Here is a 13,166-nt window from a genome sequence, read left to right as displayed (position 1 = left end):
TGTTTTTTGCAACGCTGCAGCCTGTTATTTTTCGGCGGCCGCCTCTTCACGCTCCCGGCACACATCGACCCAGCCGCTGCTTCTTCCGTACCGCTCCAGTTCATCGATCCCGAGTTCTATCATGCTGTTTCCGCTTCCCGCCGCCGGAAACACTGTTTCAAATCTCTGCAGTGACACGTCCATATACACATCAATACCGTCATTTATGCCAAAAGGGCAGACCCCGCCCACACCATGGCCCACAAGCGGCTCTACTTCTTCCGCCCTGAGCATCTGTGCCTTGCATCCGAACCGCTGCTTATACTTTTTGTTATCTATCTTCCTATCGCCTGCCGTCACTATGAGAAGAACAGCTTCCCCCGCGCGAAAGGACAGCGTCTTTGCAATGCGCTTCGGCTCACAGCCGAGCGCTGCCGCTGCCGACTCCACCGTGGCACTGGACTCGTCCACTTCTTTTACCCGCTCTTCCATGCCATACTGGCGGAAATACTCCCTGACCTTTTCTACCGACATCGTTTCTCCTCCTTCATCTGTCCCCGGCATCCGGGGCCTGCACATGATCATATACTGTAGATTATACATATATCTGCAGAAAAATCCACCCTTTAAATCTTTCTTTCTCCGCCTGTTCTGTTATATAATCAAATAGAGGCGCAGAAACACACATCCCGCCCGTTGCGAAAGGGGGACGAAGCTTATGGATCTAAAAAAATGTGAGGTACTGTTGACTGCCATCAGTCTCGGCAGCTTTACAAAAGCCGGTGAAAAGCTCGGTTATACACAGTCCGGGATCACGCAGATGATGAAATCGCTTGAGAACGAGGTCGGTTTCCCGCTGTTTTACAAAGGCCACAAAGGTGTGTCTCTCACACCGGAGGGCGAGGCACTGCTTCCGTCTATCCGGGCGCTGCTTTTTTCCAACGAAACGGTGAATCAGGAGATTTCATTTCTGAAGGGGCTGAAAAAGGGGACGCTGCGTATCGGTACTTATGTCAGCTGCTCCATACACTGGCTTCCGGACATCATCCGGCGGTTCCAGGCCGACTACCCGGGCATCATATTTCAGATCATGGAGGGCAGCGGCGGCGAGATCGCGAAGTGGCTCGAAGATTTCACCGTGGATATCGGACTTACCAGTTTTCAGAAAGATAAAAGCTATGATTTTATCCATGTAGAGCAGGACCCTCTCCTGGCAGTCCTCCCGGTAGGACATCCGTACACAAAGCTTGAAAAAGTACCGATAGAGCTTTTTGAAAACCAGCCATTTATCATATACGACCGGGTAAATGACGCCGATATACACCCGCTGCTTGAAAAAGCCGGGATCACGCCGGACATAAAATTTACCGGAAAGAATGATTATTCCATTGCCTCTATGGTGGAACACGGACTGGGCGTAAGTATCATGCCCCGTCTCTTTCTCTCCTTATACGACGGAGACTATGTGACGCGTCCGCTCGTGCCGAACGCATACCGCAATCTTGGAATTGCCCTTCGTTCTTCCAAAGATCTTTCACCGGCCATGAAACTTTTTCTTCAGTATGTAAAAAAGAATCTTATCTGAAAATAAAACGGCTGCAGTCTGTCTGCTGTTCATACACAAGCATTCAGACCGCAGCCGCTTCTTACTCTTTCCGCCTTTACCGCCTGTTTCAGGCTAGAAGTGCTTTTTTCTGTCAGATATTACTATATATATTCCATACAGCGCCGCTGCAGCTACGATGACCCATCCTATGATGTTTCCCATAATGACACCTCCTCCTCATGAACCCGTTTCCTCTTTCCTCACTTATATAGTATCATCTGTCCGGAGGTTTGGGAAATTACCGTTTATCATGGGGATATTAGATTTATTAATGGATGATTTCTCACTGCATCAGAAGTTTCTTTAAAAGAATCTCTGCACACCACCCGGCGTCTTTTCTTTCCGCGGACTGCGCAGTTACGACGGAAAACTGCCTCAGCACTTCTCCGTCCAGCGTATAGGTGACCGTGCCGACCTTTGTTCCTTCCTCTACCGGCGCGGCGAGCTTCTTTTTGACGTCACATGTTATGTCTACCTTCTCCCCCTCCCTGAGCAGTACCTTAAATTCTTTGTCTGCATCCGCGATCTTGACCGGAATCTTTGCATCCCCTCCGAATTCATTCCCCTTCTCAATGCCGCGTTCTGCATTGACGTCTTTAAGTTTCATATCCTGCCATACGGTCTGATACTCATAATTGGCCACTCCGTATTCCATGAGCTTTCTCGTGTCTTTCCACTTATATCCTTTATTGTTCGGCCAGCCACAGGCGAGGAGCGCCACGATAAACGTCCTTCCGTCCCGCTCAAGGGCCCCCACATAACAGTATCCCGCGTCTGCCGTAAATCCCGTCTTGCCTGACAGCGCTCCGTCCATCATAGTCAGAAAGGCATTGTGGTTGCTGCAGGAAAAGCTTCTGTCACCTTTCACATTTGTGAAGCTGTAATCCTTCGTCCGGGTCACTTCCAGAAACTGTTCCTTCTTTGGGGAATCCTTGATGCAGTATTTCATGATGGCTGCCAGGTCTCTGGCAGTCGTTGAGTGTGTCCCCCCCTCGTCATAACCATCCAGCCCGTTGGGAGTCACAAAATATGTATCGCTGCATCCAAGCTCTGCCGCCTTTTCATTCATCATGCCGGCAAAGGCCTCCACCGATCCGGCGATCCCTTCTGCTATCACTACCGCGCTGTCATTATGGGACTCCAGCATAAGGGAATATAAAAGATCCTTTATACGGAATTCCTCTTTCCCTTTTACTCCCAGCCGGACTTTTGGCTGGCTTGCAGCATGATCCGATGCTGCCGTCACCTGGTCCTCCTGCATATTTTCAAGCGCAAGAATACAGGTCATGATCTTCGTTGTGCTGGCCATAGGCCTGACCACGTCTTCATCCTTCCCAAATAAAACACGCCCGCTGTCAGCATCCATAAGAACTGCGGACCGGGCGTATAGCTGCGACAGTTCCTCCGGGATGTCTCCATCCCCGGCAGCTGTGCCGGTGGAAGGAAAAGCGGAAAAAACTATCGTCATTATCATACCTAATATCCAGTATTTCTTTTTCATATACAGCACCGCATATAATCTGTGTTACTGTAATCTATGTTCTCTGCGCGGATACTATGAACATTTTTGTTCCTCGGGCCGCGGCTGTCATACATCCAGCTTAAGCTGCACTTCCTCTTCCGCCTCTGTCTTAAAGTCCTCCATCTGCTCAGGATTGAGGCTGGGAAGCTCTTCTACAGACTGAATGCTGAATCTCCGCAGAAATTCCTCCGTCGTTCCGAATAGCAGCGGCCGCCCTGGTGCGTCCAGCCTGCCGACTTCACAGACAAGATTATACTCAACGAGCTTATTTACCGCATGATCCGACTTTACTCCTCTTATTTTTTCGATCTCCAGCTTCGTGACCGGCTGTTTGTATGCCACGATCGACAGAGTCTCAAGCAGCACATCTGTCAGAACAAATTTGCGGGGCTGCTTTGCGATCTTGATCAGATACTCGTACATCTCTTTTTTCGTACACATCTGAAAGGAACTCTCCAACTCTATGATACGCACTCCGCGGTCCTCCTCGTCATACCTGACCATCATCTGACGGATTATTTTCCTCGTCGTATCTTCATCATGTTCAATGGCGGAAGCGATCTTGCTCAGTTCCACCGACTCCCCCATGGTAAATAAAATGGCTTCTATCACGCCTTCTAACTTACGAATCTCCACTTCTTCCATACTACCTTTCCCACTCTCATCTATAACATGGATGTAATGATAATGTCATCAAACTGCTGTTCCTGCTCAATGAAAACCGTGCCGACTTTCATCAGTTCCAGAACAGCGAGAAATGTCACAATAAGCTGCACCTTGGAACATTGCTTCTCTAAAAGTTCACGAAAACTGAATTTCTTATGTATCCTGGCATACTCTGTCACATGATCCAGCTTCTCAGGCAGAGTGACTTCTTCTTTTTCAATCTTTCCGAATGTGCTGCGCACCGGGTCTATCTTGTCGACCTGTCTGCGCATCACGTCCCTGAAGATACGGTTCAGCTTCACAAGTGTCAGTTCACCGAGAAGTGCATCCATATCCACAGGCTCTACGTATTCCAGCACTTCTTCCGGAATCGTAGGATTCTTATACAGCACCATTTCCCCGTCCACCTGCCGGTCTTTAAGCTCATAGGACATATACTTGTACATCTTATATTCCAGCAGCTGTTCTACCAGTTCCTGACGAGGGTCTTCCTCTTCTCCTTCTTCGTTCACTTCCTTCGGAAGCAGCATCCTGCACTTGATATCCAGCAGCGTCGCCGCCATAAGGAGGAACTCGCTCATCACATTTAAGTCTTCCTTCTCCATGGCCCGGATATATTCCATATACTGGTTTGTTATCTCAACGATCGGAATATCATATATGTCAATTTTATTCTTGTCGATCAAGTGAAGAAGAAGGTCCAACGGCCCTTCAAACACCTGAAGTTTCACTGGTATTCCCATAATTACTCCTCTGTTTCATTCTGCCGTGCCTTATTGAACAACGATGATTCAATAAGTATAACTAATTTATTATACAGGTTCCCGGCTGTTTGCACAAGTTTTCTTTCTCATATTTTAAATCTGCAGGAATACCGCTTATTGCTGTCCCTTCAGCTTAAGCACCACCACTTCGGCCGGATTAAAAAGCCTGACAGGCAGTGTATGCATGCCCAGCCCTCTGCTCACGACAATGGTGCTGTCCCCTTCCTCGTATTTCCCCCCGGAATACTTCGGAAACAGGAAAAAGCCGGGCGCCACAAGTCCCCCGATACCCGGGATCCTGACGATTCCGCCGTGATAGTGCCCCGACAGTATAAGGTCTGCCCCCCACGCTCTGTATACGTCGGCATAGCCCGGATTGTGAGCGAGCAGTATATTATAGCAGTCCGGCCCGCGCCTGCCGATATTCTGAGTTATTTCCTCCGCTTCCATGGACGCTCTTTTGAAATGTCCGTAGCAGCGCTCCGGTATTTCCAGGCCATAGATACGGACCGGTATGCCGCCCAGTTCCATGCAGGCAGATTCGTTGCTGAGAAACCGCACCCCTGCTTCCCCAAGTTCCTGTACATAGCGGTCCATGTCCAGACCGTATTCCTGCGGCCTCTTTTTTACACGCTGTTCATGATTCCCATCTGCATAGAAGACAGGGCATATCGGTGCGAGCTGTTTTATAAACTGAAGCGCCGGCTCATAGGAATGTCCTCTTTTCCCTACGAGCATGTCGCCCCCGAGGAGGATCAGGTCCGGATCCTCACGCAGCACCGCGCTCACAAGCCTGCTGTTTTGTGCTCCGTATGTCTGGTTGTGCAGATCGCTCAGGAACAGGATCTTTTTCGTTCCTTTCATGCCGGCAAGCCTGCGGGAGCGCACGGTGTACCTCGTCATTTGAAATGTGCGCATCTCCCGCCGGATCTCCACCAGGATACAGAGCACGATTATGATTCCTGTTATTATAATGGCCGTCACTTATCATTCTCCTTGTCCGCGGAAGTCTTCATATAGCTGCCTGATATCTCTGTACACATGATCCGGCCGAAATTCGGTTTGGGCAAGGTCTTTCTCCTTCGCTTCTCCCGTGAATACGAGGGCGGTCTCCACACCTGCCCGGATGCCGCATGCGATATCCGTATACAGACGGTCTCCCACAACAAGCACTTCCTCAGGCTTTGCCCCCACCTGTTCCATACACATCGTCACGATCCCTTTATCTGGTTTGCCTGCATAACGCGGAGTCCGGTCCACGGTCACATTCAGCATTTCGCATATGCCGCCGCAGTCCGGGACAAACCCAAAGGACGTCGGACATCTGTAATCCGGATTTGTGCCAATATAATCTACCTCCGGCCGGAACAGCAGTTCACAGGCTGCCTCCACCTTGTCGTAACAAAGCGTTCTGTCAAACCCGACCACCACGCACGCAACATCTTTTTCAGCCTGCTCCGTCACTTCAAATCCGCAGCTTTTTACTTCTTCCACAAAGGAAGGCGTTCCCATGACAAAGAGCTTCCTGCCGTGATACTGCTCTTTCAGATACCGGCAGGCGGCATAGGACGCCGTGATAAACTGGTCTTCGTCCGTCTGGATGCCCCACCGCTTAAATTTTTCCATATAGTCTTTTCTGCTTTTCGTAGAATTGTTCGTAATGTAGAAGGAACGGCCTCCGATCGACGCGATATGAGCGATAAGCTCCCGGCTTCCGTCAAACAGCACGTCATCCACAGCGAGAGTGCCGTCAATATCAAATAAAAAATACTTTTTCTCTTTTAACATATTCTGCTCCTTTTTATCGTGATAATTATATAATTATTCCTTTGTTTTTGCAAACAAATATGTTAGAATCTCTTATTAGAGATCATTTCTAAAAAGGGAGGTTTTTAAGATGAATATACCAGAAAGACTCACCGCTCTGCGTGCTTTGATGGCAGAAAAGGGCTTCGACATCTATATGGTGCCGACAGACGACAATCATCAGAGTGAATATGTTGGGGAACATTTCAAAGCAAGAGCATTTATCACCGGATTTACCGGTTCTGCCGGAACCGCCGTGATCACACAGGACGAGGCCGGCCTGTGGACAGACGGGAGGTACTTTATCCAGGCTGCCAGGCAGCTTGAGGGAAGCGGCGTCAAGCTGTTCAAAATGGGGGAACCGGGCGTACCTTCTGTTGAAGAATTTATCACAGATATGCTTCCGGAAAACGGAACGTTGGGATTTGACGGACGTGTCGTTGCGATGGGGGAAGGACAGGCTCTTGAAGCGGCCGTTGCCCCAAAAAACGGAACGATCGATTATTCCGAGGACCTGATCGACAAGATATGGACTGACCGTCCGCCGCTTTCAGAGGAGCCTGCCTTTGCTCTTGGGGAAACATATACGGGCGAATCTACAGCCGAAAAGCTAGCGCGTATCCGCGGGGCCATGAAAGCCGCAGGCGCGGATATCCACGTTATCGCGGCGCTGGATGACGTCTGCTGGACGACAAATCTGCGCGGCAATGATATCGAATTTTTCCCGCTTCTGCTCTCCTATGCTGTCATCACAATGGATGAAATGAAGCTTTACATCGACGAGAAGAAGCTGACTGGGGACATGAAAGCAAAGCTTGCGGCGGATCATATTTCCCTGCATCCTTACAATGCGGTGTATGAAGATGTAAAAAATTTTAAGGACACCGATGCCATACTCGTGGATCCTTCCAGATTGAACTATGCGCTGTATAATAATATCCCGAAAGGCGCAAAGATAATTGAACAGGACAATCCGACGATCGTCATGAAGGCCATGAAAAATGACACGGAGCTTAAAAATATCGTCAATGCGCATGTTAAGGACGGTGTAGCTGTCACAAAGTTCATGTACTGGCTGAAACAAAATGTCGGTGAGACAGAGATCACCGAACTCAGCGCTGCCGACAAACTGGAGGAATTCCGCAGGGAACAGGAAGGTTATCTCTGGCAGAGCTTTGAACCGATCTGCGGATTCGGCGAACACGGGGCGATCGTGCACTATACCTCCACTCCCGAGACAAATGTCCCTCTGAAGGAAGGTTCTCTCTTCCTGACCGATACCGGCGGAGGATACTATGAAGGTTCCACCGATATCACCAGAACCTTTGCCCTTGGTGATGTTCCGGAAAATATGAAGGAAGATTTCACTGCTGTTCTCAAATGCAATCTCCATCTTGCCGCCGCAGTGTTCCTCTACGGGACTACGGGTTATAATCTGGATGTGCTCGCGAGACAGCCGCTCTGGGAGCGCGGCCAGAACTTCAATCACGGTACCGGCCACGGCGTAGGATACTTGATGAATATCCACGAGGCGCCTACCGGCTTCCGCTGCGCGATCCGCGAAAAGGAAAAACATCCGCTGGAGCCCGGCATGGTCATAACGAATGAACCGGGACTTTACATTGAAGGTTCCCACGGCATCCGAACAGAAAACGAGATGGTCGTAAGAAAAGGTGACTGTACGGAATATGGACAGTTCCTCTATTTTGAACCGATCACCTATGTGCCGATAGATCTGGACGCCGTCAAGCCGGAACTGCTGTCCCAGGCAGATAAGGATCAGCTGAATGCATACCATGCGAAAGTATACGACATCGTCTCCCCTCATCTGAGCGAAGACGAAAAAGAATGGCTCAGACGATACACAAGAGCAATTTAATTTTTTTAAGGCAGTTGGGGACGGAGGTTTTTTAAAAAACCTCCGTCCCCAACTCATTTCAGCGTGTCCCTTTTTATTTTTACCCTGTCCCCGGTCATATTTTTTCACTCTTTCCACTACACTGGTAATAATAGAATCTATATGGAGAGTTGCCAATGAAGCGATTCTTTGCTCTACTAATATGCGTATTTTTATGTACCCAGTCTGTCGCTCTTGCCGCACCGCCGGACAATACCCTCCTCTACGAAGAGGACACGGGCCAGGAGCAGGAGAAAAACAACGAGGCCGGCGCTGATGACGGCACAGACGCCGGTTCGGATTCCGAATCCGGCCAGGATGCCGCTTCCGGTCTTACGGTCTCCGCACCGTCGGCTGTCCTTATGGAGGCGTCCACCGGGCAGGTGATCTATGAAAAGGATGCCGACGAGCAGCGGCCGCCGGCCAGCGTGACGAAGATCATGACGCTGCTGCTCATATTCGACGCTTTAAAGGACGGTAAAATCAAATTGGACGATTCTGTATCGACGTCCGAGTTTGCCGCCTCTATGGGCGGTTCTCAGGTCTTCCTGGAACCCGGCGAGACACAGACCGTCGACACGATGATAAAATGTATCGCAGTGGCCTCGGCAAATGATGCCTGCGTTGCCATGGCAGAATACATATGTGGAAATGAGGAAGAATTTGTCAAGAACATGAATGAACGGGCCAAAGGACTCGGCATGACCAATACACATTTTGTGAACTGCAATGGTCTTGATACAGACGGACACCTCACGACAGCCAGGGACATCGCTTTAATGTCCCGCGAATTGATCACTACATACCCGCAGATCCGGGACTATTCCATGATATGGATGGAAAACATAACACATACCACCAATAAAGGAACTACCGAATTCGGACTGACCAATACAAACAAGCTCGTACGACAGTACGAATATGCGACCGGCCTGAAAACCGGCTCCACAGACAAAGCCAAATACTGCGTCTCCGCCACCGCTGAGAAAAACGGCATGGAACTGATCGCGGTCATCATGGCTGCCCCGGACCATAAGGCACGGTTCAGCGACGCCACCACGCTGCTGAACTATGGCTTTGGAAAGTGCAACAAATACGAGGAGGACAAAATCGCCTCCATCAAGCCCGTCTCACTGTCGCGGGGCGTAAAAAAAACAGTCAAGGCTGAGCAGACAGAGCCATTTGCGTACATAGATACTACCGGGGCGGATCTGAACAGCATAGAAAAGAAAAAGGTTATGAAAAAGAAACTAAAAGCTCCGATAAAAAAAGGAACCAAAATCGGTGAGATGAAATATTATCTGGCCGGAAAAGAAATCGGCAGCAAAGATATCGTGGCTGGAGAAACCGTAGATGAAGTAAGTTACCAGAGCGCGTTGAAAGACGCCCTGAACGACCTGCTGCTCTAGGCACCGGGGACACGTTAAAATGAATTGGGGACGGGGGTTTTTTAAAAAACCCCCGTCCCCAATTCATTTTAACGTGTCCCCAACCGTCTGTAACGGTTCAGGCATGCGTAGATCTCCTGTTTTCTCGGCATTGCAAGATTTCCCGGAAGATAGGACTCTTCACAGATCACTTTAAACCCAGAGCTGTCCATTTGAGCCGCCAGCTTTTCTATGAGCTGCTGCATCGTTGTCCTGCCGTCCATCATATGTTCTTCCATATATTTTACGATATGGCCAAGACAGGTAAGCTGCTCTGCATCCGCCAGCTGTTCCACATACCGCAGATCGATCGTATCGTGGTTCAGCTGTACCCCGTCTTTTCCGAGCGTCTTTATCTTGATGCGCCCCTTCTGCTTCAGGTCCGGATTGCTCCTTACGAATCTCTTGAATTCCGGCATTTCCGGCTTATCGCCCGGCAGTTCCAGGCTTGGATATTCTCTTGCGGCCGCTTTTGCCGCTTCGGTAATTTCCTTCGGCACGTAACGGTCCATCTGTATGATCTCGTCCGCCACCTGGAAATAAGCCCCGGAGCTGCCGGCCACGATAATGGTGGAGATACCGTACGTCTTATACAAGTCACCGACCCGCTCTATAAATGGCGTGATCGGCTCCATATCGCGGTGGATGACCTGCTGCATCAGTTCATCCCGGACCATAAAGTTCGTGGCGCTTGTATCCTCATCTATGAGAAATACTTTCGCCCCCGCCTCAAGACTCTCTACCACATTGGCAGCCTGCGATGTACTGCCGCTGGCATCCTCGGTGTAAAATGCGTTTGTATCTTTCCCGTTCGGCAGGTCATTGATGAACATGGAGATATCCGTATGTTTGATGCTTCTCCCGTCTTCTGCCCTTAATTTGACTGCGGTGCTGTCCGTAACGACATATTCCCTTCCGTCCCCGGAAATGTGCGGATATACCCCGGCTTCCAGCGCTTTGAGCAGCGTTGACTTACCGTGATATCCGCCGCCAACGATAAGTGTGATCCCCTTTTTCACTCCCATGCCGGTGAGTGTTCCTTTATAAGGCAGTTCAAGCGTGACTTCCATTGATCCCGGCGACACAAATGCAACCGCGTCCTTCATCGGTCTCTGGGAAACTCCGGACTCTCTCGGAAGAATCGAACCGTTGGCTACGAAGGCCGCAAGGTCAAGCCGCTTTAATTCCTCCCGTATAAATTCCCTGTCCACACTCAGTTCCATGACTTTCTCTACTTTGCCGGCGTTCAGCTCCTTGTACATCATGGATTTTTCCACACACGCAGGCAGATAATCATATAGTATCTTGATCAGCTCTCTTGCATTGATCGTACGTCCGTTTGCGGGAAATCCGACTTCAAACCGCACTGTCACGTCACCCGTTCGCTCCTCGATCGTACAGGATGTCCGCTCCAGCACCTCCTGTCCGCAGCGGGTCACCGAAATAATGCCGCTCTTACCTGAGCCTTTCGCCTGAAACGTATAACGGCCGGCCTGGGCGGCAAACTGTCTCGTCACGTAGTCCTGAAGCGCAATGCGCTTATATTTTGTATCATACAGCCGGCCGGGAAATCCCGCGGTGCGGCCCGCCACTTTCACACTCAGCTTCGACAGGGCGGCAAATGGATCGCCCTGAACATGGTCAATGGACAATTCATAACTGCCGAACCGGTAACTGCCTCTCGTACCCTTATATGCCGGATACCCCTTATGGTCAATGCTGTATAACAACTGTTTTAACTCTGTTTCTGATTTCATATGTCCCTGCCCCTTACTCTATTATAATAAATACGTCCGACACCTGTTTCAGAGCTCAACGATCCTTGCCCTGTGATGCACATGAGGCAGAAACTTCGTGAGCAGATCCTTTGTCTTAAACTTCAGATGGCTCGTATTAATTCCGGGGTTGCACCCAAACCACTCACTCTCCGCCACTTCCTTATCCACGATCACCTGTACATAGTCATCCTCATCGTTCAGAAGTCCTGCCACGCTTGCAGAACCAGGAGTAGTGCCAAGGTGCTCCAGCATCTTCTCCGGCGGAGCGAACGACATGTGGGACACGCCCAGTTTCTTACTGAAAGAAGCTGTGTCAAAGGCCTTGTCCGCAGGCATGACCAGAAGGAAAAATGTCGTCTTCTTCTGATTGCAGAGAAATACATTTTTACGGATCTCCGTTCCGATCGCCTTGTCGACAGCCGCGCATTCCTCCATCGAAGCCGCAGGATCATTATCCACACGCTCATACGGTATTTTCAATTTATCGAGTGTCTCATACATTTTCCGTTCCAGCGGCATCCTCTCATCGGTGGGTGCAGTAGTCGTAATCTCACTGATGTACATATCTTCATTCCTCCATTACTCTTATTTTCATTCAATATATTTTCACGTATTTCATTATAGAGCAAAACTAGAAAAAAATAAAGCCGTATGTATCCCCGAGATTTACGCTTTCCTTCCGTCTATTTTATTTTCGATGCGCAGACACGCTTCAATATGCATGATCCAATAATGGGAAAAGGGCATCCGGATCCAGCTGTTGCGAAAATTCCGCGATCGTTTTGCTGTGATAACCGTCCGCATTTATAAAGGGAATTTCGTTAAATTCTTCTCTGTCTGATTCTGCTTAGAAACAGACCAATTCATCAAACAGCCTTTGCCGTAATTCCAGCAGGACGCTTTCCGGCGCGGTAAATAATAGAGTTTTTCATTCTTATATGTTCCAGCCGGCACAAATGTGGTATCTTATTATCATAATGAACATAGCGGCCCGGTAACGGGTCATTTATAACAGTTGTAAAAAGGAGGAATTCTTATGAAATATATACTGGCTTCTGCGTCACCGCGCAGAAAGGAATTATTGGCCCAGGCCGGCTTTGCCTTTGATATTATCCCGGCTGATATAGAAGAGACGATCTCCGGCGGCACTCCGCCCGAGATCGTAATGAATCTGGCCCGCCAGAAGGCGCTTCATGTATGCCGGACACTGTCAGAAGATACATGTACTGTCATCGGCGCCGACACGATCGTTGTATACAAGGACGAGATACTCGGAAAACCTTCCGGACGCGGGGAGGCGCTTGATATGCTCTCCCTTCTGTCCGACCGCACACATCAGGTATATACCGGCGTCTCACTTGTTACAGGAAGCGCCCGGACACCGGCGGTCCACACTTTTTATGAAGTGACGGATGTAACGTTTTATCCTATTTCCCGCCATGATATGCAGGACTATATCGCTACAGGAGATCCTTTTGACAAGGCGGGAGCCTATGGTATTCAGGGACCCTTTGCCATTCATGTAAAATGCATTAAGGGCGACTATAACAATGTCGTCGGGCTGCCCATCGCACGTCTATATCACGAATTAGACAGGAGTGCGTTCCATGGACACTGATTTTCACAGAGTAAAATACGAAAAAATACCCTGAAGATTTCACTTGTGGGAGGAATTGTCTTTGTCATCCTGAAATTTATTATGGCTGTGAAAGGCACTATCA

Annotated in this window: 12 protein-coding genes; 4 read left to right on the top strand and 8 right to left on the bottom strand. The window is 49.4% G+C overall.

From position 1 onward, the window contains the following. Window positions 1-24: 24 nt before the first annotated feature. Window positions 25-513 (bottom strand): YbaK/EbsC family protein, encoded by a 489-nt coding sequence (locus tag LAJLEIBI_RS07790; protein WP_040435221.1) that lies wholly within the window; start codon window positions 511-513, stop codon window positions 25-27. A 184-nt stretch (window positions 514-697) separates the two neighbouring features. Between LAJLEIBI_RS07790 and LAJLEIBI_RS07785 the strand changes: the two genes are divergently transcribed. Beyond that, the gene (locus tag LAJLEIBI_RS07785; protein ID WP_006444127.1) at window positions 698-1,564 is read left to right on the top strand and encodes a LysR family transcriptional regulator; all 867 of its coding nucleotides are present in this window, start codon (window positions 698-700) and stop codon (window positions 1,562-1,564) included. 304 nt (window positions 1,565-1,868) lie between these two features. Here LAJLEIBI_RS07785 and LAJLEIBI_RS07780 read toward each other — a convergent pair whose 3' ends face one another. The 5 genes from LAJLEIBI_RS07780 to LAJLEIBI_RS07760 all read right to left on the bottom strand — a co-directional run bounded on the left by LAJLEIBI_RS07780 (window position 1,869) and on the right by LAJLEIBI_RS07760 (window position 6,325). Next, window positions 1,869-3,086 (bottom strand): D-alanyl-D-alanine carboxypeptidase family protein, encoded by a 1,218-nt coding sequence (locus LAJLEIBI_RS07780; RefSeq protein WP_006444125.1) that lies wholly within the window; start codon window positions 3,084-3,086, stop codon window positions 1,869-1,871. 87 nt (window positions 3,087-3,173) lie between these two features. Next, the gene (scpB, locus tag LAJLEIBI_RS07775; RefSeq protein ID WP_006444124.1) at window positions 3,174-3,752 is read right to left on the bottom strand and encodes an SMC-Scp complex subunit ScpB; all 579 of its coding nucleotides are present in this window, start codon (window positions 3,750-3,752) and stop codon (window positions 3,174-3,176) included. Window positions 3,753-3,772: 20 nt separating this feature from the next. Next, a complete protein-coding gene (locus LAJLEIBI_RS07770) occupies window positions 3,773-4,516 on the bottom strand; it encodes a segregation and condensation protein A (RefSeq protein ID WP_006444123.1) in 744 nt (247 codons plus the stop codon). A gap of 135 nt (window positions 4,517-4,651) precedes the next feature. Then, window positions 4,652-5,521: a metallophosphoesterase gene (locus tag LAJLEIBI_RS07765; protein ID WP_006444122.1), complete on the bottom strand. Its 870-nt coding sequence runs from the start codon at window positions 5,519-5,521 to the stop codon at window positions 4,652-4,654. A gap of 3 nt (window positions 5,522-5,524) precedes the next feature. Then, window positions 5,525-6,325 carry an HAD-IIA family hydrolase gene (locus LAJLEIBI_RS07760; protein ID WP_006444121.1) on the bottom strand — a complete coding sequence of 267 codons (801 nt, stop codon included), beginning with the start codon at window positions 6,323-6,325 and terminating at the stop codon, window positions 5,525-5,527. 109 nt (window positions 6,326-6,434) lie between these two features. Between LAJLEIBI_RS07760 and LAJLEIBI_RS07755 the strand changes: the two genes are divergently transcribed. Continuing rightward, complete coding sequence (locus tag LAJLEIBI_RS07755) at window positions 6,435-8,222, top strand: aminopeptidase P family protein (protein ID WP_006444120.1); 1,788 nt, start codon at window positions 6,435-6,437, stop codon at window positions 8,220-8,222. A 155-nt stretch (window positions 8,223-8,377) separates the two neighbouring features. Beyond that, the gene (locus LAJLEIBI_RS07750; protein WP_006444119.1) at window positions 8,378-9,649 is read left to right on the top strand and encodes a D-alanyl-D-alanine carboxypeptidase family protein; all 1,272 of its coding nucleotides are present in this window, start codon (window positions 8,378-8,380) and stop codon (window positions 9,647-9,649) included. A gap of 68 nt (window positions 9,650-9,717) precedes the next feature. On the opposite strand, the gene LAJLEIBI_RS07745 is transcribed toward LAJLEIBI_RS07750, so the two are convergent. Continuing rightward, window positions 9,718-11,424: an ABC-ATPase domain-containing protein gene (locus LAJLEIBI_RS07745; RefSeq protein WP_006444118.1), complete on the bottom strand. Its 1,707-nt coding sequence runs from the start codon at window positions 11,422-11,424 to the stop codon at window positions 9,718-9,720. 48 nt (window positions 11,425-11,472) lie between these two features. Then, window positions 11,473-12,009: a prolyl-tRNA synthetase associated domain-containing protein gene (locus tag LAJLEIBI_RS07740; protein ID WP_006444117.1), complete on the bottom strand. Its 537-nt coding sequence runs from the start codon at window positions 12,007-12,009 to the stop codon at window positions 11,473-11,475. Window positions 12,010-12,481: 472 nt separating this feature from the next. Between LAJLEIBI_RS07740 and LAJLEIBI_RS07735 the strand changes: the two genes are divergently transcribed. Then, window positions 12,482-13,063, top strand: coding sequence for a Maf family protein (locus LAJLEIBI_RS07735; protein ID WP_006444114.1), 582 nt, complete (start codon window positions 12,482-12,484; stop codon window positions 13,061-13,063). Window positions 13,064-13,166: the final 103 nt, after the last annotated feature.

Origin of the sequence: [Clostridium] hylemonae DSM 15053 (genome assembly GCF_008281175.1) — a bacterium.
Classification (GTDB): Bacteria; Bacillota; Clostridia; order Lachnospirales; family Lachnospiraceae; genus Extibacter; species Extibacter hylemonae.
Note: the sequence above shows the minus strand (reverse complement) of the source record. Positions and strands in the feature narration are given on the sequence as shown.